The organism is Agrobacterium tumefaciens (assembly GCA_025560025.1).
GTDB lineage: Bacteria > Pseudomonadota > Alphaproteobacteria > Rhizobiales > Rhizobiaceae > Agrobacterium.
Map to the genome: position 1 here is coordinate 2,541,652 of CP048485.1, position 21,783 is coordinate 2,563,434.

21 protein-coding genes and 1 riboswitch are annotated in these 21,783 nt (G+C 61.1%); of the genes, 5 read left to right on the forward strand and 16 right to left on the reverse strand.

Annotation, left to right across the window (positions count from 1 at the left end; translation table 11 throughout):
* Positions 1–46: 46 nt before the first annotated feature.
* Complete coding sequence (locus FY152_12285; GenBank protein UXS32835.1) at positions 47–1,177, forward strand: cobalt-precorrin-5B (C(1))-methyltransferase; 1,131 nt, start codon at positions 47–49, stop codon at positions 1,175–1,177.
* Here the strand turns inward: FY152_12285 and cobM are convergent.
* Genes cobM through cbiE form a run of 3 tightly spaced genes read right to left on the reverse strand, consistent with a single transcriptional unit; the run spans position 1,132 to position 3,574 of the window.
* Entirely contained in the window at positions 1,132–1,905 is a 774-nt protein-coding gene (cobM, locus tag FY152_12290; protein ID UXS32836.1) for a precorrin-4 C(11)-methyltransferase, read from the reverse strand. The two genes, FY152_12285 and cobM, sit on opposite strands and share 46 nt — an antisense overlap.
* Complete coding sequence (locus FY152_12295; protein ID UXS32837.1) at positions 1,902–2,321, reverse strand: cobalamin biosynthesis protein; 420 nt, start codon at positions 2,319–2,321, stop codon at positions 1,902–1,904. The genes cobM and FY152_12295 overlap by 4 nt, the downstream gene beginning before the upstream one ends.
* Positions 2,315–3,574 carry a precorrin-6y C5,15-methyltransferase (decarboxylating) subunit CbiE gene (cbiE, locus tag FY152_12300; GenBank protein UXS32838.1) on the reverse strand — a complete coding sequence of 420 codons (1,260 nt, stop codon included), beginning with the start codon at positions 3,572–3,574 and terminating at the stop codon, positions 2,315–2,317. The genes FY152_12295 and cbiE overlap by 7 nt, the downstream gene beginning before the upstream one ends.
* Between cbiE and FY152_12305 the strand changes: the two genes are divergently transcribed.
* Positions 3,573–4,355 carry a cobalt-precorrin-6A reductase gene (locus FY152_12305; protein UXS32839.1) on the forward strand — a complete coding sequence of 261 codons (783 nt, stop codon included), beginning with the start codon at positions 3,573–3,575 and terminating at the stop codon, positions 4,353–4,355. The two genes, cbiE and FY152_12305, sit on opposite strands and share 2 nt — an antisense overlap.
* Here the strand turns inward: FY152_12305 and FY152_12310 are convergent.
* From FY152_12310 to FY152_12340, 7 genes are read right to left on the reverse strand one after another with little or no spacing between them, the layout of a single operon-like run.
* The gene (locus FY152_12310; protein UXS32840.1) at positions 4,322–5,083 is read right to left on the reverse strand and encodes a precorrin-3B C(17)-methyltransferase; all 762 of its coding nucleotides are present in this window, start codon (positions 5,081–5,083) and stop codon (positions 4,322–4,324) included. The genes FY152_12305 and FY152_12310 overlap by 34 nt on opposite strands.
* Positions 5,080–5,847, reverse strand: coding sequence for a precorrin-2 C(20)-methyltransferase (locus FY152_12315; protein ID UXS32841.1), 768 nt, complete (start codon positions 5,845–5,847; stop codon positions 5,080–5,082). The genes FY152_12310 and FY152_12315 overlap by 4 nt, the downstream gene beginning before the upstream one ends.
* Positions 5,844–6,476 (reverse strand): precorrin-8X methylmutase, encoded by a 633-nt coding sequence (locus FY152_12320; GenBank protein UXS32842.1) that lies wholly within the window; start codon positions 6,474–6,476, stop codon positions 5,844–5,846. Before FY152_12320 ends, FY152_12315 begins: the two co-directional genes overlap by 4 nt.
* The gene (cobG, locus tag FY152_12325) at positions 6,473–7,831 is read right to left on the reverse strand and encodes a precorrin-3B synthase (GenBank protein UXS32843.1); all 1,359 of its coding nucleotides are present in this window, start codon (positions 7,829–7,831) and stop codon (positions 6,473–6,475) included. Before cobG ends, FY152_12320 begins: the two co-directional genes overlap by 4 nt.
* Positions 7,828–11,178: a cobaltochelatase subunit CobN gene (gene cobN / locus FY152_12330; GenBank protein ID UXS32844.1), complete on the reverse strand. Its 3,351-nt coding sequence runs from the start codon at positions 11,176–11,178 to the stop codon at positions 7,828–7,830. The genes cobG and cobN overlap by 4 nt, the downstream gene beginning before the upstream one ends.
* Before the next feature lie 3 nt (positions 11,179–11,181).
* Positions 11,182–12,219, reverse strand: a complete 1,038-nt coding sequence (gene cobW / locus FY152_12335) for a cobalamin biosynthesis protein CobW (protein ID UXS32845.1) — start codon at positions 12,217–12,219, stop codon at positions 11,182–11,184.
* The gene (locus FY152_12340; protein UXS32846.1) at positions 12,216–12,641 is read right to left on the reverse strand and encodes a DUF1636 domain-containing protein; all 426 of its coding nucleotides are present in this window, start codon (positions 12,639–12,641) and stop codon (positions 12,216–12,218) included. The genes cobW and FY152_12340 overlap by 4 nt, the downstream gene beginning before the upstream one ends.
* 117 nt (positions 12,642–12,758) lie before the next feature.
* A riboswitch (cobalamin riboswitch) is annotated at positions 12,759–12,971 on the reverse strand.
* 134 nt (positions 12,972–13,105) lie between these two features.
* Between FY152_12340 and cobO the strand changes: the two genes are divergently transcribed.
* Both cobO and FY152_12350 read left to right on the forward strand, forming a co-directional pair.
* Positions 13,106–13,723: a cob(I)yrinic acid a,c-diamide adenosyltransferase gene (cobO, locus tag FY152_12345; GenBank protein UXS32847.1), complete on the forward strand. Its 618-nt coding sequence runs from the start codon at positions 13,106–13,108 to the stop codon at positions 13,721–13,723.
* A 1-nt stretch (position 13,724) separates the two neighbouring features.
* Entirely contained in the window at positions 13,725–15,182 is a 1,458-nt protein-coding gene (locus FY152_12350) for a cobyric acid synthase (GenBank protein UXS32848.1), read from the forward strand.
* On the opposite strand, the gene cobD is transcribed toward FY152_12350, so the two are convergent.
* The gene (gene cobD / locus FY152_12355) at positions 15,169–16,134 is read right to left on the reverse strand and encodes a cobalamin biosynthesis protein CobD (protein ID UXS32849.1); all 966 of its coding nucleotides are present in this window, start codon (positions 16,132–16,134) and stop codon (positions 15,169–15,171) included. The two genes, FY152_12350 and cobD, sit on opposite strands and share 14 nt — an antisense overlap.
* On the opposite strand from cobD, the gene FY152_12360 reads away from it, so the two are divergent.
* On the forward strand, positions 16,133–17,161 hold the full coding sequence (locus tag FY152_12360) for a threonine-phosphate decarboxylase (GenBank protein ID UXS32850.1): 1,029 nt from the start codon (positions 16,133–16,135) through the stop codon (positions 17,159–17,161). The genes cobD and FY152_12360 overlap by 2 nt on opposite strands.
* On the opposite strand, the gene FY152_12365 is transcribed toward FY152_12360, so the two are convergent.
* Genes FY152_12365 through FY152_12385 form a run of 5 tightly spaced genes read right to left on the reverse strand, consistent with a single transcriptional unit; the run spans position 17,162 to position 21,782 of the window.
* Positions 17,162–18,439: an L-fuconate dehydratase gene (locus tag FY152_12365; GenBank protein UXS32851.1), complete on the reverse strand. Its 1,278-nt coding sequence runs from the start codon at positions 18,437–18,439 to the stop codon at positions 17,162–17,164.
* 36 nt (positions 18,440–18,475) lie between these two features.
* Positions 18,476–18,805, reverse strand: coding sequence for an L-rhamnose mutarotase (locus tag FY152_12370; GenBank protein UXS32852.1), 330 nt, complete (start codon positions 18,803–18,805; stop codon positions 18,476–18,478).
* Between the two features lie 11 nt (positions 18,806–18,816).
* Positions 18,817–19,950 carry a mannitol dehydrogenase family protein gene (locus tag FY152_12375; protein ID UXS32853.1) on the reverse strand — a complete coding sequence of 378 codons (1,134 nt, stop codon included), beginning with the start codon at positions 19,948–19,950 and terminating at the stop codon, positions 18,817–18,819.
* Positions 19,947–20,957, reverse strand: coding sequence for a zinc-binding alcohol dehydrogenase family protein (locus FY152_12380; protein ID UXS32854.1), 1,011 nt, complete (start codon positions 20,955–20,957; stop codon positions 19,947–19,949). The genes FY152_12375 and FY152_12380 overlap by 4 nt, the downstream gene beginning before the upstream one ends.
* A gap of 3 nt (positions 20,958–20,960) precedes the next feature.
* On the reverse strand, positions 20,961–21,782 hold the full coding sequence (locus tag FY152_12385; protein ID UXS32855.1) for an amidohydrolase family protein: 822 nt from the start codon (positions 21,780–21,782) through the stop codon (positions 20,961–20,963).
* Position 21,783 lies beyond the last annotated feature (1 nt).

The window sequence follows — 21,783 nt, forward strand, 5'->3', positions numbered from 1 at the left end:
CTTTTTAACGATGACGGAAAAAGCCGTCCCGGCTATAGAAATTCATATGGATACGGATGGAAAGACCCTTCGCCGCGGCTGGACCACGGGCACCTGCGCGGCAGCCGCCACGAAGGCGGCCTGCGCCGCCCTTCTGACCGGCGAGTTTCCTTACCCTGTCGAGGTCGAACTTCCAAGCGGCGCGAGGCCGGCATTTTCCCTCGCCACCGAGGAAAAAGGCGAAAACTTCGCGCGCGCCGGCGTCGTCAAGGATGCCGGAGACGATCCGGACGTTACCCACGGTGCGCTGATCGAAAGCACGGTCAGACGAGGTCAACCGGGAAGCGGCATCATCTTCAAGGCCGGAAAGGGCGTCGGCACCATCACCCGGCCGGGCCTGCCCCTGCCGCCGGGAGAACCCGCCATCAACCCCGTGCCGCGCAAGATGATCGAAACCGCCATTCGCGAGGTGGCCGGAGAAAGCGCCGATTTCGAGGTCGAGATTTCCGTCCGCGATGGCGAGAAACTGGCGGAGAAAACCCTGAACGGCAGGCTCGGCATCGTCGGCGGCATTTCCATCCTCGGCACCACCGGCATCGTCATTCCCTTTTCCTGCTCGGCGTGGATTCACTCCATCTGGCGCGGCATCGATGTGGCGCGTGCCACCGGCTGCACCCATGTGCTTGGCGCCACCGGCAACACCTCCGAAAAAGCTGGGCAGGTCCTTTATGATTTGCCGGAAACCGCCCTGATCGACATGGGCGATTTCATTGGCGGCATGCTGAAATATCTGCGCAGCCACCCCGTCGAGCGCGTGACGATTGCCGGCGGCGTCGCGAAGATGACCAAGCTTGCCCAGGGCATGCTCGACGTGCACTCCAAGAAGGGTCTCGCCGATCTCGATGCGCTGGCGGCATTGGCGACGGAAGCCGGAGGAGATGAAAATCTCGCCATTGCCATCCGTCAGGCCAACATGGTCGCGCACGCCTTTGAGCTGGCCGAACACGCGGGGATAGACCTCGGCGCGATCGTGGCGGAAAAAGCCTGGGTAACCGCAGCGGCGGCACTGAAGACGCCGGCCATTGCGCTCGATATTCTGGTGTTCGATCGTCAGGGCGCGCTCAAGGGGCGCACCGCCTCCACGCCGTCGCATCAGCCTTTCGCATCTTCCTTCGGAGACCGGAACCGCCGGACATAGTCGGTGCTATAAAGCGCGCTTTCGCGAAAATCCGTCGAGGCAAGTCCACGCCCGACGAAGATAAGGGCCGTCCGCTCCACCGGTTCGGCGGCGAGCTTGTCCTCAATGTCGAACAGCGTGCCACGAATGACCCGCTCATCCGGCCAGGACGCACGAACGACGATGGCGACCGGGCAGTCGGAGCCGTAAAGCGGCGTCAGCTCTTCCACCACCTTGCCGATGGCGTGAATGGCGAGATGGACGGCGAGCGTTGCACCCGTCGCACCGAAAGCCTTCAGCGTCTCAGCGTCAGGCATCTTCGATGCGCGCCCGGAAATGCGGGTCAGCACAAGGCTCTGCGCCACTTCCGGCACCGTCAGTTCCCGCTGCAAGGTGGCGGCCGCAGCGGCAAAGGAGGGCACGCCGGGCGTGACGGTATAATCGAGACCCAGTCGCTCCAGTCGGCGAATCTGCTCGCCCATGGCGCTCCAGACGGAAAGGTCGCCGGAATGCAGCCGCGCCACATCCTTGCCGGCCTCTGCTGCGGCCACGAATTCCGCCTCGATCTCGTCAAGCGAAAGTGCTGCCGTATCGACGATGCGGGCGCCCGGCGGGCAATAGTCGATAAGCGCTTTCGGAACCAGCGACCCGGCATAAAGACACACCGGGCAGGCGGCGATAAGATCGCGCCCGCGCACCGTAATGAGATCGGCAGCACCGGGACCGGCGCCGATGAAATGAACCGTCATTGTTGTTCTCCATGTTCGATGGCGCAACCGCTATCGCGTTGGGCATCGTCAGTGGTTGCGATGGCCACAGTCACATCGCCAACCACAAGACGCTGCGCGACCAGCCTTGCATTCTCTCCGGCGGCGGCAAGCGCCGCCGCTTCGCTCACGCTCGGCGAGCCGGCATAATCAAGGCTTGCCTGTGAAAATGTCATTGTTTTCGAAGCAACCGCCTCGAGCCGTTCCTGCGATACGATTTCAAGCGGCAGCGACAGGCTTTTCGCCGCTTCCACAAGACCGGCTTCATCGGCTTTGAGCGGCGCAGTCGCCAGGCATTCCGCCGTCATGCCCAAAGCATGCTCCGCAGCGCGCACGGCGGCAATAACAGCATCTGAACCCGTGCCTCTGCGGCAGCCTATGCCAGCCACGGTCACCATGGCTTGTTCCAGCTCCACTGCGTCACCGGCATTGCCGGACGCCAGCCCGACATGGAACCGACAGCCGTCACCCGCGACACATCCAGACGGATCATCGATCCGCCGTGCCGCGCATGGGCGGCAAGCAGCACGGCCTCCATTTCCAGCGTCACCGCATTGGCGACCAGCCGCCCGCCGGGTTTCAGGGCCTCCATAGCCCCCTCTAGCACGCCCGCTTCACTGCCGCCGCCGCCAATGAAAATCGCATCCGGCTCAGGCAAGCCTTCAAAAGCCGCAGGGGCCGCACCGATCATCACCTCAAGCGCCGGCACACCGAAAGCTTCGGCGTTGCGGGCGATACGCTCCGCCCTTTCCGGATGTTGCTCTATGGCGATGGCGCGGAGCGAGGGATGCGACAGCATCCATTCTATGCCGATCGAACCCGAACCGGCACCGATATCCCACAGCAACTCGCCCCGCCGTGGGGCAAGAGAGGAAAGTGTCACGGCGCGGATTTCGCGTTTAGTGATCTGCCCGTCATGTTCGAACAGGCTGTCATCAAGCCCACATGTGAAAGGCAGAATACGCGCACCCTTATCAGCCACAACATCAATCGCTACCACGTTCAGCGGATCAATATCAGCAAACACGAAATCGGCGGCCCTGACTTGCCGCCGCCTCTCCCGCTCTCCACCCAAGGCTTCAAGCAAGATGAATTCCGACTGGCCGAAACCCAAATCGGACAACAATTGCGCGATCAAGGCCGGGGTGTGGGCATCCGAGGTAAGCGCGATGATGCGTGCGCCGGCATGGAGATACGGCCGCAGGAGATCGATGGAACGTCCGTGCAGCGAAATGCAGTCGACCGCTTGCAACGCCCAGCCAAGCCGTGCGGCGGCCAGCGAGAAAGCGGAAGGCGAGGGATAACAAACTGTCTCACCCGCTTTTATCCGCCGCAGAAGCGTAACACCGACGCCATAAAAGAACGGATCACCGGAAGCCAGCACGCAAACCCGCTTGCCGCGCAGCGCCACGACATCGCCCATATCCGTGTCGAACGGCACCGGCCAGCGCCGTGCTTCACCATGAATGGCCGCAGCCGCCAGTTCCAGATGGCGCTTGCCGCCGAAAACCACCTCGGCCGCCTCTATCGCCTCAATCGCGTTCCGGCCCAGCCCCTCGAGCCCGTCCTCACCAATACCGACGATGGAAAGCCAGGGCTTTTCTTTCTTTTCGGTGGAAGCATCGCCCGTTCCGGAATATTCAGACGTCATGACACGCTCCATACTCATCCTTGGCGGCACGGCGGATGCCCGTATTCTGGCCGGCAGGCTGGCCGAAGAAACCGACTACCGAATTCTGCTCTCCATGGCCGGCCGCACGCTCTCGCCGGTCGAACAGCCGGTGCCGATGCGCACCGGCGGCTTTGGCGGCGCGGGCGGGCTGGCGGATTTCATTCGCGCAGAGAATTTCGATATTCTGGTGGACGCCACCCATCCCTATGCAGCGAAGATTTCCGCCAATGCCGTTGAGGCGGCTGGGCTTGCCAAAGTTCCGCTGGTCGTCCTTTCGCGTCCCGCATGGCAGCGCCAGCCGGGTGACAGGTGGCATGGTGTCGACACTGTCGAACAGGCTGTCATCGCGCTCGGCGACGAAAGCAAACGTGTATTTCTGGCGCTCGGCCGACAGGAGCTTCTTCCTTTCGAAGCCGCGCCCCAGCACAACTATCTCATCCGCAGCGTCGATCCGGTAGAGCCGCCACTGGAACTGCCGCATGCGCGCTATATTACCGCGCGCGGCCCCTTTGCGTTGGACGACGAAATCCGCATGCTGGAAGAAAGCCGCATCGAGACGGTGGTCTCGAAAAACTCCGGCGGCAGCGCGAGCTATGGCAAGATCGAAGCCGCAAGACGGCTCGGCCTGCCGGTCGTCATGATCGAGCGGCCGCGACAGCAAAACGAGGCGTCCCCGGATGGCACGACCGTGCCGGATATTGCAGCTGCGCTCACCGCCATTCGCCATCAGCTCTCTCTTCTCGAAAAACGCGGCGAATAAACCAGCGGTTCTTTGCCGGAACGCTCGATCAGACGGGTTTCAACCGAACCGACGATGATGCAGGTAGCCATATCCGCCATGTCACTCGAGGCTTCCGAAAGAGACACGACCCGAACACGCTCATCTGCCCGTCCTGCCGCACGACCGAAAATCACCGGCACCGAACCGGGCAAATGTGCCCGCAACAGATCAAAAGCGGTACCGAGCTGGTGCGGACGTGCTTTGCTGACGGGATTGTAGAAAGCCATTACGAATCCGGCCTCGGCCGCCGCGATCAACCGCTTTTCGATAATGCCCCACGGTTTCAGATTATCCGATAGCGAAATGGCGCAGAAATCATGGCCAAGCGGCGCACCGGCCTTTGCGGCTACGGCCAGCATGGCAGTCACACCCGGCACGACGGAGAAATCGATATCGCGCCATTCGGCGGGGCCGCTTTCGATCGCCTCGCAAACCGCCGCCGCCATGGCGAAAACGCCGGGATCGCCGCCAGATACCACGCAAACCTTGCCGCCCTCGGCCGCAAGCCGCAGCGCCTGTTCGGCGCGGGAGATTTCCTCACGATTGTCCGAAGCATGGCGGCGTTGATCGGGTCTCAGCGATAGACGGTCGAGATAGGGAATATAGCCGAAGAAATCCTCCGACGCCTCCACGGCGGCAAGCGCCTCCGGCGTCACCTGCGCCGCACTGCCGGGGCCGAGACCGACAACGACCAGTCTGCCGGTCATGGCTTTTCACCTGCAGAGGGTCTGGTTTTCCAGCCCGGCACTAGAACCAACGAAAAATAGGGGGCAGGCGATGCATCACGTTCGATGAGCCGCACCGCATGGCTGTTGGCCATGGTGCCGCGCTCGACATAAAGCGCCTCGTTGAGCTTACCCGCTTTTTCCAGCGCCCGGCGAATTTTTGGAAGGTTGCGCCCCACCTTCATGATAACGGCACCATCCGTGCCGGACAGACGTTCCGTCAGCACATCTTCACCAAGCGTGCCGGGAAGCACGCTCAAAATATCATCGCCCTGTACCAGCGGCAAACCGGCCATGGACCAGCAGCCGGACATGGCCGTGATGCCAGCAACGACCTCCGCCGGGTAAGATGGCGCAAGCCGCAGATGAAGGTGCATATAGGAGCCGTAAAACAGCGGATCGCCTTCCGACAGCACGGCGACATTGCGCCCGGCTTCGAGATGCACAGCGATGTCCTTCGCCGATTGATCGAAAAAGGCGGCGATGGCATCGCGGTAATCGTTGCCGTTTTTATCGCTTTCGACGGTTACCGGATAGACCAGTGGCATTTCCAGCGTACCGGGACGGATAAAGGCCTCAACGATACCGCGACCGTTGCCGCTACTGCCTTTCTTGCAGAAGAAGGCAAGCACATCGGCATTTTCAATGGCGCGGACAGCCTTCAGCGTCAAAAGCTCGGGATCGCCGGGGCCGGTGCCGACGCCCACGAGTTTACCCTTCGGATGTTCAAAAAGAGCCGCGCTCACAGGCCAGCCCTCGCAACCGCATTGACAGCAGCAGCCGTCATCGCCGAACCACCCATGCGTCCCTTGACGATGGCATAGGGAATGCCGAGCGAACTTGCCTCCAGCGCGTCTTTCGATTCCGCCGCACCAACAAAGCCGACGGGCATGCCGATGATGGCGGCCGGGCGCGCGGCACCTTTTTCCAGCATCTCGAGCAGATAGAACAGTGCAGTCGGTGCATTGCCAATGGCAACCAGAGCACCGTCCAGCTTCTCTGCCCACAGATCGAGTGCGGCGGCGGAGCGTGTATTGCCAATCTTTTTCGCCAGCTCCGGCGTGCGGGGATCGCGAAGGGTGCAGACCACCTCATTATCAGCCGGAAGGCGCGCGCGCGTTACGCCATGGGCAACCATTTCCGCATCGCAGAGAACCGGCCTGCCGGCGAGCAGCGCACCACGTGCAGCGGCAACAAAATCCGGCGAAAAGCGGAAATGGCTGGCCGCCTCCACCTGCCCGCAGGCGTGGATCATGCGAATGGCGATATCCGCCTGCTCTTCGGTAAAGGCGGACAAATCCGCCTCTTCGCGAATGATGGCGAAGGAGCGCTCATAGATCGCATTGCCGTCGCGAATATAGTCATAGTCAGTCATCGGTCATCCTGTCGAAGCGCCGCACCGATCGCCTGTTTGCCCAGCCGGGCAAAGAAGTTGGCAGCGTTTTCCCCGGGCTTATGTTCTTTTTCGTAAAGACGAGCAAGCCGCGAAAGCGCCGTCCTCTGCTGCTCAAAAGGTAAAATACCGTCCTGCGGGTCGCAGGCGCGGCCCGAAATCGAAAAGCCCAGGCCATCGGCGCTGCCGGAAAAAGTGAGAAGTGACGGGGCAGGATACGCGCAACCCTTTCCGCAGCCGGAAATATGCAGCGTAAATGACCCATCGAGCAGAGAGACCAGTTCGTCCGACGCAAAGGCGGCCAGATCACGTGTGGGAAGGAAAGCCGAAGCGCACCCCGGCGCCCCGGGACAGACGGCAATGAAAGACCGCGCATCATCTGCCGCAATGATGAAACCGGAAGCCCTGGCCACTTCCAGCACTGCACCGCAAGCATCCCGTGAACCGAAGAATAGCAGGCTATGATTAAGTGACGGCCGCAATGTTTCTATACCGATTGCGCGCACCAACTCGCAGAGCCGCGATAGATCGGAGGCCCGGACTTGTCCGAAGGCAGGCGCGATACCGGCGGCAAAAATACCCTTATCCGCCACGATCAGCCCCAAAGGCGAAGAAGGCGCGAGCGCCTCTCTCTCAATTGCGCAATCCAGCAGACGATCGCCGCAGATCGCTTTTATCGTTTGCTGATCCAGATCACGGCCCCGGGCAGACACCCCTTGGCCGGCAAGATAGACAAGCAGCAGCAGGACAACATCAGCCGCTTTGTCCGCCTCAACCAATCCCGCGCGCAGCGCCATGCTCTCGGGGCCGCCAACAAACAATTGCCAGAAAACCTGCCCCTCCTGCCGCACCGCTTTCAGGCGAATATCGGCCAGCAAATCCGCCATTGAGGGACGGCCGCCACCGTCGATGACAACGGATATTTTCGCTGCGAGCTTTTCATGCAGCGCCAGCGCGCCAACCTCTCTGCGAATCTCGTCAGCAAGAGAACTGCCATCGGCGATTTCCTGCGCGTCCCGACCGGCAAGAACAGAAGCCTCGACGGCTAATCCTTCCCGAAGCGGCAAACCGAGCGCCAGAACATCATTCTCCAGGGCGCAGGCGCTTTCCGGCGTGAGGCCGCGAAATTGCAGGTTGCCGCGCGCTGTTATGTCGATCAGCCCGTTGCCATGCCGCTCCGCGAGATCGCAAAGCGCCATCATGTCATGGGGCGTGATATCCGTCTCGAATGCGATCCGCGACAGAAAACCGTCACCGGTCAGCATCGGTGTCGATAGGGCCGGACACGTCCCGCGGCGGCCGAATGGCTGAACCGGTTCGGAAACGGCCGTCCTCATGCGCTGACCCTTTCAGGGTGCGGGAGGATCAGCATTTCAAGCTCGGCATCGACCGCATTGCGCCGGCTATGCCAAAGGCCGCGACGGCGGGCGGATAAAAAGCGTGCCGCCATCACCTCCGCCGCCTTCGGATTTTCCCGCAGGATGAAGTCGCGAACCTCCTCATTACTGAAATAGGCGTCATAGACTGCCTCGATCAGTGAGGAGGAAACCGCATGGGTGGTTTCGGCAAAGCCGATCAGCCGGTCAACCGTCTCGGCAAATTCCGCCGCCCCGCGCGGGCCGTGCCGCATCTGGCCGGCAATGAAGCGTGGATTGATGGCACGGGCCCGAACAACCCGCGTCAGTGCCTGTGAAATGGATCGCGCGCGTGGACGCGCCGGATCGGTCGTATCCAGTGCGACAATATCGGCAACGCCGCCAAGGGCGGCCTTTGCGGCAGAAAAACCGCCCATGAAGGCAACATCGGAAGAACCATCGAGAAGATCGCGGCCGGGATCGTCGCCGGTGTGAACCAGAAGATCGGCCCGCCGTACCAGTTCCACAAAACCGGTATCCTCGAAAATCTCCAGCCCATCTTCGCCGCCGAAGGCATGGCTTGCCGCGTCCAGATAGGCCTGCCCCAAATCTTCGCGTTCGTCCCATTTTCCGCTGGCGAGTTTTTCCTCTATGCCCGCACCATAGGTGCCGGGCGCCGAACCGAAGATGCGCGCCGGTATATGACCGAGCGCGGCCGCTTCTTCCGAAAGCGGATTGTCGCCCGGCGCTTCGTCGCGCCGCGCGACCGCCTTGGCGGCAGCATCGAGAAGAGCGATAAGCGCCGGAAACATGTCGCGGAACAGGCCGGAAATCCGAAATGTGACGTCGACACGCGGCCGCCCGATACTGGCCGGCGGTAGGACCTCGATGCCGGTAACACGCCCCGTCGCAGGGTCATGGATCGGTCTGGCGCCCATCAGATGCAGCGCCTGTCCTACATCCTCGCCACCGTTGCGCAGGCTGGCGCTACCCCAGAGATCGAAAACCAGATGTTTCGGCCAGTCTCCATGAGATTGCAGATGGTGACGCATCACCTCTTCGCCCGCCATGCGGCCCAGTTCAAAAGCCGTCGGCGTCGGCATGGTGCGTGGATCAGCGGCATAAAGGTTTCTACCCGTCGGCAGCACGTCAAGCCGTCCGCGCGCGGGTGCGCCGGAAGGGCCGGGGATAACATGCCGGCCCGCGAGCGCTGCAAGCAGAGCTGCTTTTTCCGCCGCAGCGCTTTCAAGCCTCAGAAGATCGGTCTCGCCCTCAGGCGAACGACCGAAAATATGCTGGCCGTCCTTGATTGCGAAATCCTTGAGGTCACAAAGAAACGCGTCGATGCGTGACAGTGCCGCATCGGCCTCATCCGTCGCCCCCACCCCAGCATCTGCCGCTAGCCCGGTTTCCAGCGCTTTTTCGACAATCAGTTTCGCCAGCCGGTCGCGGCGACGACGATCCAGCCCGTCCGCCTGCGCATATTCATCGACCAGCTGCTCCAGCGCGGATTGCTCCGGCGAAAGCCCGGCATCTATCAGCACCGGTGGAACATGGCCGATAGTGACAGCGGAAATCCGCCGCTTGGCGACAGCCGCTTCGCCCGGATTGGAGACGATGAAAGGATAGACCACCGGCAACGAGCCCGTGACGATCTCTGGAAAACAATCCCGGGAAAGCGCCACCGTCTTGCCCGGCAACCATTCCAGCGTACCGTGCGCGCCGACATGCACGATGCCATGCGCGCCTGCGACCCGCTGCATCCACGCACCGAAGGCAACCAGTGCATGGCGCGGCGGCAAAGCAGGGTCATGATAATCCACCCGCCTATCCTCGTTTCGTCCACGGTCCGGTGCCAGCGCCACGAACACCTTCCCGAAACGGGCGACGCGGAAACGGAATGCGCCATTGACAAGCGCATCGTCGTGTTCGGCCGAACCCCAGGTCGCATCCAGAGAGGCGGCGGCCCCCTGCGGCAAACCCGCGAGAAAATCCTGATAGGCTGAAAATTCGACAGTCGCTTCCTGCTGCTCGACGCAATCCAGCAAGGCCCTTGCCGTTTCGGGAATATCCGAAACCGCATATCCCGCCCCGTCAAGATCGCGCAGCATTTCCAGCACGCTCTGCGGCACATCGAGGCCGACGGCATAACCGGTGCGCCCCGGCGCGGCACCGGGATAATCCGGCATCAGAATGACGATGTGCCGCTCCTGCGGGGCAGATTGCTTCAACCGCAAAAAGGCGGCGATACGGTTTGCCACCTGCTCCACACGATCGGCTTCCGGCACGTTCAGGAGACTGACACCGCCATCGGTCCGCACTTGCTTGAACGAAATCGCACCGGCAAGAATCCTGCCATCGAGTTCCGGCAGGACCACATGCATGGCAAGATCTGACGGGTTAAGACCGCGCGCATTCTCCGCCCAGCCATCCCGTCGCGTGGTCGCCATGACCACCTGAAACACCGGCACCCCGAGACGATCGAAGAGTGTCTTGCCACCTTCATCCGTCTGACTGGCAAAGGCCGTGGCGGCAATGATCGCGGCGGGCTCCAGATCAGGTAGCACCGTTTCGAGAAAACGGATCGCTTCCCCATCCTTCAGGCCGCTGACAAAAATCGGCAATGGCGCAAAACCGCGCTGCGATAGTGCGTGAAAAAGCGCGTCCACGGGCGCAGCATCGCTTGCCAAAAGCATGGAGCGGTAAAAGAGAACCGGCAGGATGGCTGCATCGGCGGAGAAACCCGCGCTGGCTTCCACCTGGTCCACGACACCTTTACCCGGCCGGTAGAAGCCGGCTTTCGGCAGTGGCTGGGCCTCGATATCTGGCCATGCGCCACCCCTTGCAAGCGCCGCAAGACCAGCGGCAAGCCGACCCATATTCTCCCGCCCACCCTCGCGGAAGAAGGAGAGGACAGAGGCCAGAATTTGCCGATCAACGGTTGAGGCCGCCTCGAGTTTTTCGTCTCTCTCGCTGCATTCGCCCGGCAGGAGCAGCAGTTTTATGCCCCGCCGCCGGGCGAGAATGGAAAGCTGTTCAACACCGTAACGCCAGCGCTCTGCGCCGCCCAGAATCCGGATAAGAATAACGCTGGCATGTTCCGCCGTCTTTTCGATCCAAAGATCGACCGACATCGGATGGCGAAGCTCGGAGAGGTTGGCGGCGGATAGCGACGGAAGGCCAGGCTCCGCTTGCCGCCACACCTGTTCCAGCCCGGCAAGATCACTCGTTGAAAAAGACATGACCACCACATCCGAGCAGGGCTGGTTGAGATCAACCGGCTCGATCAGATCGTCCAGAGACGAGGATGTGGTGGCGAGAATATGCATGGGTCAGGCGGCCAGCATCTGTTCGATCTTTTCGCGGTTGATGCCCTTTTCGCCGATGACGACGAGGCGGCTGCGGCGCTCCTCGCCCGCCGCCCAGGGGCGGTCGTAATAGTGGTTGACGCGGCTGCCGACAGCCTGCACCTGCAGGCGCATCGGCTTTGCGGAAACCTCGATGAAGCCCTTGATGCGCAGGACATTTTCCGCAGCCGCCGTCTCGGCGATACGGATCGCCAGCGCTTCCGGATCGGTCACAGCCGGCAAATCGATGACGAAGCTGTCGAAATCATCGTGCTCGTGATCAAGTTCACCATCGTGATGGGTACGGCGATTTTCGATATCCTCTTCCACAGCAAGACCAAGACCGATCAGCACGGCGGGGTCGATGGCGCCATTCGAAGCGACCACGATCTTTGCGGCCTTCGGCAGATGCTCGAGGATATGCGCCTTGGCCTTGTCGAGTCCGGCAACGTCCAGGAGATCGGCCTTGGTCAGCACGATAAGGTCGGCGCAGGCGACCTGATCTTCGAAAACCTCTTCAACCGGGTCGTCGTGATCGAGCGCCTCGTCATTGGCCCGCTGGGCAGCAAGGGCTTCCATGTCGTGCGCCACCTGCCCTTCGGCAAGGGCGGCACCATCCACGACGGCCACAACGGCGTCCACCGTCACGCGGCTCTTGATCGCCGGCCATTGGAAAGCCTGCACCAGCGGCTTGGGCAGGGCAAGTCCCGAGGTCTCGATGAGAATGTGCTCCACCTTCGGCTGGCGGCTCAGAATCTGTTCGATGGCGGGCTGGAAATCATCCGCCACGGTGCAGCAGATGCAGCCATTGGCCAGTTCGACGATGTTTTCTTCGGGGCAGCTTTCAATGCCGCAGCCTTTGAGGATTTCACCATCAATGCCAATATCGCCAAATTCGTTGACGATGATCGCCAGCCGCTTGCCGTCGAGTTTTTCGAGAAGGCCGCGCAGCAGCGTTGTTTTGCCGGCCCCCAGAAAGCCGGTGACGATGGTGCAGGGAACGCGGTCCAGAAGGGTGCTCATGATCTCTCCTCGGTAAAATCGAATGGGGGAATGCGCGCCACCATGCCGCGCTTCAATGGTTCGGGGCGGCCGCGCCAGGGCATCAGGCCATCGGGAGCAGCAGCCAGCAGCCGTGCGCCGGTCAGCAGGTCTTCCGCGTCACCGGGTGTCAGCCCGCCGAACACATAGGACCAGCCATTGGCGCTGCGCAGCACGGCGCTAAGGCCGCGCTTGCAATTGGCAAGGCAATTGACGGAACGAACGATAGTGCCGGATTCTTCCGCCTTCGCGATGACGGCGTCGGCGAGACGCGAACCGGGGCGTGGTTCGGCATTGGGGTCGGCTTCATCGCGACAGCTTCTGCAAACGAAGACGATCACGCCGGACGCCTTTTCGTCTTGCGGATTTCCGCTCGAACATGAAGATGTCGCTGAAATATCCAAACCGTATCGTTTCCCGCGCCTAGCAAAAATCTCGGGGTGCGGATGTCGAAAACGGCCTACGCGTCGGCGCAAACCGGATGTTCGATCTAACCGACTGACCGGAGCACCCCGCCCGGCAGACGTTTTTCCTGAAACGGCAGGTCTCCTGGCTCGCGGCTCTACACCCAGACACCGCCTTCCCGAACCATATTGAGGGTCCAGTGGCTTTACGGTGCGGGCTTACCGCTTACAGTTGCGGGGGCAGCCACGGAATGACCCTGTCAGGGTGGAACCGTGTTCCCTCTTAGCTTTTCCCGTTGCCGGGAAAAGACCGTCAGTGCCTTACCCTTAGGCTGAACGGGCGTGGGGGTCAATGCCGCGGCCCTGTCCCTCACGCATTGCCGGGTGCGGCAAATTGAGTATAGTCGCCGCTCCGAATGGCGGGGGCATCCGGTCCCGCGCCGCTGGATAAAGAGGAAAACGCGATGACACGCGACATCAGCGACGGCGAAGCCGAACGTCACCGGCAGAAAATGGTTAATCGCAAGACGGTTCAGGATGCTGAAGTGGTCGGGAAGACCATTGAAAAAGGCCTGCTGATGATCAATACAGGCCCGGGCAAAGGCAAATCCACGGCCGCTTTCGGTCTCGCCTTGCGCATGCTCGGCACCGGACGCAGGGTCGGTGTGGTGCAATTCATCAAGGGTGCATGGTCAACGGGTGAACAGCAGGCCCTGACGCTCTTCGGCGACAAGGTTGTCTGGCGCACCATGGGTGAGGGCTTCACCTGGGACACGCAGGATCTGAAGCGCGATGTCGCGGCAGCCACGAAGGCCTGGGAGGAAGCTAAAACCCTGATGGCCGACGAGACGATCGGCCTGCTGATCCTCGATGAGCTGAACATCGCGCTGCGTTACGACTACCTGCCGCTGGAAGACGTCGTTGAAACCCTTTCCAGCCGCAGGCCCGATCTGCATGTCATCGTTACCGGTCGCAACGCCAAGCAACCGCTGATCGACGCCGCCGACATGGTGACGGAAATGACCCTCGTCAAACATCATTTCAAGGCGGGCGTGAAAGCCCAGGCGGGGATAGAATTCTAACATGGCTGCACGCGTGCTGATGTTTCAGGGAACCGGCTCCGACGTCGGCAAATCGCTGATGGTCGCCGGCCTCGCCCGCGCCTTCGTCAAGCGAGGCCTGTCCGTCATGCCGTTCAAGCCGCAGAACATGTCGAATAATGCCGCCGTCACCGCCGATGGCGGCGAGATCGGCCGCGCACAGGCGCTGCAGGCGCGTGCAGCGGGTGTTCCGCTCTCCGTTCACATGAACCCGGTGCTGCTGAAGCCGCAGAGTGAAACCGGCGCGCAGGTAGTGGTGCAGGGCAAAATCATCGGCAATGCCAAAGCGGCCGAATATCAGCACATGAAGGCCGGGCTGATGCCGCGTGTGCTGGAAAGCTTCGAGCTCTTGAAAAATCAGGCGGATCTGGTGCTGGTGGAAGGGGCGGGCAGCGCATCCGAAATCAACCTGCGCGCCAACGACATCGCCAATATGGGTTTCGCTCGCGCCGCTGATGCGCCGGTGATCCTGATTGGCGATATCGACCGGGGCGGGGTCATCGCCAGCCTCGTCGGCACAAAAACCGTGGTCGAACCAGACGATGCCGCGATGATAAAAGGCTTTATCGTCAACCGCTTTCGCGGCGATCCGGCCCTGTTTTCGGACGGCATGCGGATGATTGCGGAAAAGACCGGCTGGGCGTCAATCGGGCTTCTGCCCCATTTTTCCGATGCCGCGAAACTGCCGGCGGAGGATGCTCTTGGACTTTCCGGCCCGGCTGAGCGAAAGCCCGGTGCAAAGATCCGCATCGCCGTACCGATCCTGCCGCATATTTCCAATTTCGATGATCTCGATCCGCTGGACATGGAGCCGGAGGTGGAGTTGATCCGCATACGGCCGGGCGATACCATTCCCGCTGATTGCCATCTGGTCCTGCTCTGCGGCTCAAAATCCACCATTGCCGATCTCGCTGTGCTGAAAGCTGCGGGTCTCAATATCGATATCAAGGCGCATGCCAGACGCGGCGGCTATGTTCTTGGGCTGTGCGGTGGATACCAGATGCTTGGAAAAACTATTTCCGACCCTCACGGCATCGAAGGACCGCCAGCGACGGTGGAAGGGCTTGGCCTGCTGGACGTGACGACGGTTCTGACCGGCGACAAGAGGCTTGTTTCCGTGCAGGGCAGAAGCTTCGACGGAATTAACTTATCCGGCTATGAAATGCATGTGGGCAAAACCGAAAGCGCGGCGGGCGCCCAGCCGTTTTCGACCATAGACGGACGTGCGGACGGTATCATATCGCCCAATGGCGGCATCTTCGGCACCTACATACACGGCCTGTTCGCGGATGACCGCCAGCGTGGCGCATGGCTTGAACGGCTTGGCGGACACAGCACGAAACTGAACTACGAAGCGCAGGTGGACGACGTTCTCGACCGTCTGGCAGCGCATATGGAACAGCACCTCGATCTCGACAGACTGCTTTCTATAGCGCGATAAGGACCGCCAGCAGCCCGAACAACCCGATCAGCAGGAGGTCGGCGATCCGCGCCAGCCGCAACGCTTTGCGAATATCACCGGCGACGAGCGACGCCCTCCCGCCTTCGCCCATGAACCGCGCCTCGATCATCTGCCCACCATAGGAACGCGGACCCGCAAGGGCGAAACCGAGGGCACCCGCAAGCGCCGCCTCCGGCCAGCCGGCATTGGGTGAGCGATGATGATGCGCATCTCGCCGTATCGCAGCGATGGCTCCGCCCGGCGATGCGCCCTTCACAAAAAATGCCGCCAAGGCGAAAAGACCGCCGCTCAACCGGGAAGCCGGCAGGTTGACTAGATCGTCCAGCCGGGCAGAGGCCCAGCCGAAGGCTTCATGGCGCGGCGAGCGATGGCCGATCATGCTGTCGGCTGTATTGATCGCCTTGTAACCCGCACCACCCGGAAGCCCCAGAAGACCAAGCCAGAGCGAGGGGGCGACGATACCGTCGGAAAAATTCTCCGCCAGGCTTTCGATCGCCGCCCGGCATATCGCCGCCTCGTCAAGCGCCTGGGGATCGCGGCCGACGATCATCGAAACGGCTTTGCGGCCTCCCTCCACACCCTCACGTTCCAGCGCGATGGCAACGGCCTCCACATGCTGTTCCAGACTTTTCTGCGCCGGAAGTGACGCGCCGAGCACCGCAGCAAGCAACAGACCGAAAGGAAGCAAAAGCAGAACGGATTGCACAAGCCATGCGACAACCACTGTCAGCCCCAGAAAAACCGACAGTGCCATGGCGCCTGCGACCTTACGCTGCGAAAATGACGCGCTCTCCCGGTTCCATTTTTTGTCCAGCAGCGCGATAAGCGAACCGATCCAGGTGACGGGGTGGCCGATGCGTTTGAATAGCCAGTCCGGATAGCCGGTCAGGCGTTCGATCACGAGCGACAGGAAAGCGAGAGCAAAGAACATGGGCGAAACAGTACCAGAAAAGGCGCAGGCTGCGATCCGTCACGGTGGCAATCTCGGCAAGGCGCGCCTGATGTTTCCCGAAGCGCCGGAACCGTGGATCGATCTGTCGACCGGGATCAATCCGCACTCCTACCCGCATTCGCCCGTTCCCGCCAGCGCATTCGCCCGCCTGCCGGAGCCTACCGCCGCCGAAAAATTGAAAGAGATGGCAGCCGCCTCCTTCGGTGCACCTTCAGCCCGGCATGTGATGCTTTCGCCCGGCACCCAGATGCTGATGCCATTGCTGGCTCACATCGCGCTCGAACGCGGCGCTAAAAGCGGAGCCGTGCTTTCCCCCGCTTATGCCGAACACGCCCGAACCGCGCGCATGGCCGGATTGACTGTGACCGAGGTAGAGAACATCCACGATCTGTCGGCTCACGACTATGCGGTGGTGGTCAATCCCAACAATCCCGATGGCCGCATCACGGATCGCAACGCGTTGCTGTCGTTGGCGGAAGCGATGCGCCGCAAGGGCGGCCTGCTTGTCGTGGATGAAGCCTTTATCGAAACGGGAGGAGCGGAAAGCCTCGCGAGTGCCGCAGGGGACGATGCGCTGGTGGTCCTGCGGTCCTTCGGCAAGTTTTACGGCATGGCGGGTGTCCGGCTGGGTTTTGCGATTGCACATCCGGATAGCGCTGCTGAACTGGAGGCCAGGCTTGGCCCCTGGGCGGTTTCCGGCCCGGCGCTGCATATCGCGACGCAAGCCTTGGCGGACAGGGAATGGCAATTCTCCATGCGTCTCCGGATCGCTGAAGAAGCGCAGCGTATGAATGGCCTGCTGCAAAAAGCCGGACTAACGATTGCGGGCGGCACGTCCCTTTTTACTCTCGTGCGTGACCATCGCGCCGCCGGGTTGTTCGATCATCTTGGCCGGCGCGGCATTCTGGTGCGCATTTTTGATGAAAGGCCGAACGACATGCGTTTCGGCCTTCCCGGCAGCGAAGCGGAATGGCAGCGCCTCGAAGAAGCGCTGTCATCCGTTTGATCATTCTTCGAACGTATAGGTCTCGATAGACTCCGGCTTCATTTCGATGGAGAAGCCCGGCAGCTTCGGCGGCATGTAAGCAGCGTTTCTGATATCGCAGGGTTCGATGAAGTGCTCGTGCAGGTGGTCGACATATTCGATCACGCGGCCTTCCTTGGTGCCCGAGACCACCAGATAGTCGATCATCGACAGATGCTGCACATATTCGCAGAGGCCGACGCCGCCGGCATGCGGCCACACCGGCAGGCCGTATTTCGCGGCGATCAGCAGAACCGCCAGCACCTCGTTCAGGCCGCCCATGCGGCAGCTGTCGATCTGCACCACATCGATGGCGCCCTCGGCGATGAACTGCTTGAACATGATGCGGTTCTGGCACATTTCACCGGTCGCCACCTTAACGGACCCGATGGCCGCACGGATCTTGCGATGACCGGCAATATCGTCCGGGCTGGTCGGCTCTTCGATGAAGAACGGCTTGGCGAAGGCGAGCTTCTTGACCCAGTCGATCGCCTGATCCACTTCCCACACCTGGTTGGCATCGATCATCAGATAGCGGTCGGGACCGATCACCTCGCGGGCGATGGTGAGACGACGAATATCGTCTTCCAGATCGCGGCCAACCTTCATCTTCACATGGTTGAAGCCGGCATCGATCGCTTCCTGGCAAAGGCGCCGCAGCTTGGCATCGTCATAACCGAGCCAGCCGGCGGATGTCGTATAGCAGGCGTAGCCTTCATTCTTCAGCGTCTCGATCCGCTCCTTCTTACCGCTTTCGGCTTTTTTCAGGATCGCCAGCGCGTCGTCGCGGGTGAGCACGTCTGTCAGATAACGATAGTCAACGATGTCGGCGATTTCTTCCGGGCTCATATCGGCAACGAGCTGCCAGACGGGCTTGCCCGCCTTCTTGGCCAGAAGATCCCAGACAGCATTGACGACCGCGCCGGTGGCGAGATGCATCGCGCCCTTGTCCGGGCCGATCCAGCGCAGCTGGCTGTCGCTTGTCAGATGCCGCCAATATTTGCCGGGGTTCTCGGTCACGGTCGCAAGATTGGTGCCGACCACCAGATGGCGCATCGCCTCAATTGCCATGCAGCAAATGTCGTTGCCACGACCAATGGTAAAGGTCAGCCCGTGGCCTTTGAGCCCCGGCTCGTCAGTGTCGAGAATGACGTAAGCCGCCGAATAATCCGGATCGGGGTTCATCGCATCCGAACCATCAAGGCTCTGGGATGTGGGGAAACGCAGGTCGAAAACACGCAGATCTGTAATTTTGGTCATGGCCGTTCACTCGCGGTCAGTGTCAAAGGAAATCGTTCAATCGTGGTGGAAGGTTTCTTCCATCGTGGCCCACCACTCGCCTTCCTTTCGGCTTTCGAGCGGTTGCTGGCAGGGAATGGTGAAAGACCACCATTCTTGGTTCTTGGGACTGGCGGCCATCTTCGCCATGTCGGCGCTGAAATCGCTGCCGTGATATTCCCAGTAGCCGAACAGCAGATTTTCCGGCTCACGCAGGAAGATCGTGTAGTTGCGGATATTGCAGTCGCTGATGAGCGCCAGAACCTCCGGCCAGACGGCAGCGTGCAGCCTTTTATATTCCGCGATCATCTCCGGTTTGACGCCTATGACCATGCCCATGCGTTGCATGAAAAACTCCGTTATTGCTTGATGGTGGCAAGCGCGGCGCGCAGCCGGTGCTGCGGCAGGCCCAATCCCAGCCGTTCCGCAGCAGCGATGATCGGGATGAATCGGCGACGTTTCTTTTCATCATGATTGCCGGCGATATCGGCCAGCCGATGCGCGAGAAAGGGATTGCGCAAACGCTCCCGCAACACACCAATATAGGCCTGCGCCTCATCTCCCATGCCTTCCGCCGCAAAGACCGGCAGAACCTCGTCTCGCCAGAGCGTTTCCAGATCCGCAACAAGAGCACCGTCGGCCATTGCCTGACGCACCGTCTCGTCCTTCGCCCGCGCATCCTGCAACCAGCGTTCCGCCAGATAGGAATGGCCGAGATTGAGCAGGAACAGTTTCAACTTTTCGTAGTGGTCCAGATCGTCCGTCAGTACTATCGCCGGATGGATACAGGGAAGGACGAGACCTTCCTGCTTTTCGATCGCCCAAAGCGCATAGGGTTCGGCAACCGCACCAACCGGATCGATGGGCTCGGAGACGATGCGATCCACCAGGCTATTGGCGAAACGGCATTTTTCATTCAGGTAAAAGGCAAACCCCGCCGGCAACTGCCATTCATCGGCCAGCTGGCGAATGACTTGCTTCAACCGGTCACCATTGCGGGGAACAAGCTCGCAGGGGAAGATTGACAATGTCGCTTCCGGATTGGTCTGAAAACGCTCCAGCAGCAGCAGGCAGAGCTTGGCCGGAAAGCTCTTCGGCACACGCCCGAAATCGTCGGCGAGACCCGGTCCATCGGATGAATCCAGCTCATAACCGCGATCACCGGTGTTGGAAAGGATGACCTCAGCCACGCAGGCAATGCGCCGAACCTCTGTCCAGTCCGCATCCGCCGTCAGCGCCAGCGCAACGGCCTTGCCTTGAATTTCCTCGTCCACCTCCTGCCCGTCGCGAATTCCACGAATGCGCACGGGGTACGGCGCACCGCTGTTCAGTGCGGCAACGCGCTTCAGGCTTTCCGCATTACCCGTTGTCTGGACGATCGCAACAGGCCCGAGAGCCTCGCCCTTATCCAACGCCTGCGAAATAAACAGATCCGCATGCGCCAGTAGAAAGCGGCTGGTGCCGAATTGCAGGATGGGTGTGTCAGCTGTCATGCGACCTCCACCATGCCTTTGATGACTCCGGCTTTCGGATCGGTCAGCCCGGCGAATTTGGAAGGCACATCGGCAAGTGTCATGCGGTGAGTGATGAGGGCTTCCGATACCTTGCCTTCCCGCAGCGCCTGCAACACCCGCTCAAAATCCTCCGGCGTAGCGTTGCGGCTGCCGAGCAGCGTCGTCTCACGCTTGTGAAATTCCGGATCGTTGAAGCTGATATCGCTGGCGACGATGGAAACCAGAACATAGGAACCGCCGTGGCCGACGAAGGAAAAACCGCGTTCCATGGCTTTCGGATTGCCGGTCGCGTCAAAAACCGCGTCGAAGAAATCGCCATCGGTAATATCCGAGAGGCTGTCCCTGTCGCCCTCGCCAAGCGTCACCGTATGGGCAACGCCCAGATGCCGTTTGCAGAAATCCAGCCGGTCGGTGCGCCCATCGATCATGGTCACCTCGCCGCCGTCAAGAACGGCGAAAACCGCCACCGCCATGCCTATCGGGCCGGCACCCACGACCAGAACCTTTTGTCCCTTTTCGACCGCGCCACGCCGCACGGCATGCGCGCCAATCGCCAGAAACTCGGTCATCGCAGCCTGATCAAGGCTAAGACCATCCGCCTTCAGCACGAACTGTTGCGGAATGCTCAGATATTCGACCATGCCGCCATCGCGGTGAACGCCGAGCACGCCGATATTGCGGCAGCAATTGCTCTTGCCCTTCCGGCAGGCGCTGCACTCGCCGCAGGAGATATACGGAATGACGGTAACAACATCGCCTGCCGCAAGCCGGCTACCTTCAGGCGCTTCTTCCACGGTGCCCGAAAGCTCGTGCCCCATGATGCGCGGGTAGGAAAGATAGGGCTGATTGCCGGTGAATATATGCAGATCCGTGCCGCAGACGCCGATGCGGCGAATGCGCACCAAGACTTCACCTTCGCCACGCACCGGCTTCGGCAGGTCCTTGGCGCTGAGTTGACCGGGAGTGTCACAGAAAATCGCCAGCATGCATCACCTGTCAGAAAGGGAATAAAAACGAATGGCGTTGCCACCAAAGACCGCCGCATGGTCCTCTACCGGGACGATATCGCGGCAGAAATCCAGCCATTCCTGATAATCACCGGCAAGCCGCAACACGGGCCAGTCACTGCCGAAGATCACGCGATTGCCCCCGAACAGCTCCAGAATGGTTTCTGCATAGGGCCGCACCGCTTCGGGCTTCTGTTCGCCGCGCTCGGTCAACAGGCCGGAAAGCTTGCAATGGAGATTGGGAAGGGCCGCCAGAGCCGCCATGTCCCTGCGCCATTCACGATAGTGACCGCTGGCGATTAACGGCTTCGCACCATGATCGATGACAACAGGCAATTGCGGATGCCGGCGGGCGAAAGACAGGAGATGCGACAGATTCGGTGGCAACACCAGCGCATCGAACACCAGACCATGGTTCACCAGCGCGTCCACGGCAGGGCCGAGCGCCGGATCGTCAATCCAGGCAACATCCTCCATGCCCTGTAGCATCGGGCGCACACCCTTGAAGACAGGATGTTTTGCGCGGCGGGCAATTTCCACCGCCGCATCGGCCGACTTCATGTCCACCCAGCCGACCACACCCTTGATGAAATCCGTGTTCGCCGCCAGTTCCAGCATGAAATCCGTATCGGCCGCGTCTTCCATCGTCTGCACCAGCACCGTGCCGGAGACACCGGCCTTGGCCAGCAGAAGCGAAAGATCGGCCGGAAGGAAATCCCGGTAGATGGCAGCCAGAGATGGCGGCGGCCATTGCCCGGCACGATCCTTCATCAGCCAGAAATGCTGGTGGGCATCGATGACCATC

Bases quoted from the DNA above. Each gene is read 5' to 3' on its own strand.
- FY152_12305 (UXS32839.1), top strand. From the start codon at position 3,573: ATGACACGCTCCATACTCATCCTTGGCGGCACGGCGGATGCCCGTATT.
- cbiE (UXS32838.1), bottom strand. From the start codon at position 3,574: ATGACGTCTGAATATTCCGGAACGGGCGATGCTTCCACCGAAAAGAAA.
- FY152_12365 (UXS32851.1), bottom strand. From the start codon at position 18,439: ATGACCAAAATTACAGATCTGCGTGTTTTCGACCTGCGTTTCCCCACA.
- cobD (UXS32849.1), bottom strand. From the start codon at position 16,134: ATGTTCTTTGCTCTCGCTTTCCTGTCGCTCGTGATCGAACGCCTGACC.
- cobW (UXS32845.1), bottom strand. From the start codon at position 12,219: ATGAGCACCCTTCTGGACCGCGTTCCCTGCACCATCGTCACCGGCTTT.
- FY152_12375 (UXS32853.1), bottom strand. From the start codon at position 19,950: ATGACAGCTGACACACCCATCCTGCAATTCGGCACCAGCCGCTTTCTA.
- FY152_12380 (UXS32854.1), bottom strand. From the start codon at position 20,957: ATGCTGGCGATTTTCTGTGACACTCCCGGTCAACTCAGCGCCAAGGAC.
- FY152_12360 (UXS32850.1), top strand. From the start codon at position 16,133: ATGGGCGAAACAGTACCAGAAAAGGCGCAGGCTGCGATCCGTCACGGT.
- cobM (UXS32836.1), bottom strand. From the start codon at position 1,905: ATGACGGTTCATTTCATCGGCGCCGGTCCCGGTGCTGCCGATCTCATT.
- FY152_12295 (UXS32837.1), bottom strand. From the start codon at position 2,321: ATGGTGACCGTGGCTGGCATAGGCTGCCGCAGAGGCACGGGTTCAGAT.
- cobG (UXS32843.1), bottom strand. From the start codon at position 7,831: ATGAGGACGGCCGTTTCCGAACCGGTTCAGCCATTCGGCCGCCGCGGG.
- FY152_12310 (UXS32840.1), bottom strand. From the start codon at position 5,083: ATGACCGGCAGACTGGTCGTTGTCGGTCTCGGCCCCGGCAGTGCGGCG.
- FY152_12370 (UXS32852.1), bottom strand. From the start codon at position 18,805: ATGCAACGCATGGGCATGGTCATAGGCGTCAAACCGGAGATGATCGCG.
- cobO (UXS32847.1), top strand. From the start codon at position 13,106: ATGACACGCGACATCAGCGACGGCGAAGCCGAACGTCACCGGCAGAAA.
- FY152_12350 (UXS32848.1), top strand. From the start codon at position 13,725: ATGGCTGCACGCGTGCTGATGTTTCAGGGAACCGGCTCCGACGTCGGC.
- FY152_12320 (UXS32842.1), bottom strand. From the start codon at position 6,476: ATGACTGACTATGACTATATTCGCGACGGCAATGCGATCTATGAGCGC.
- FY152_12385 (UXS32855.1), bottom strand. From the start codon at position 21,782: ATGGTCATCGATGCCCACCAGCATTTCTGGCTGATGAAGGATCGTGCC.
- FY152_12285 (UXS32835.1), top strand. From the start codon at position 47: ATGGATACGGATGGAAAGACCCTTCGCCGCGGCTGGACCACGGGCACC.
- cobN (UXS32844.1), bottom strand. From the start codon at position 11,178: ATGCATATTCTCGCCACCACATCCTCGTCTCTGGACGATCTGATCGAG.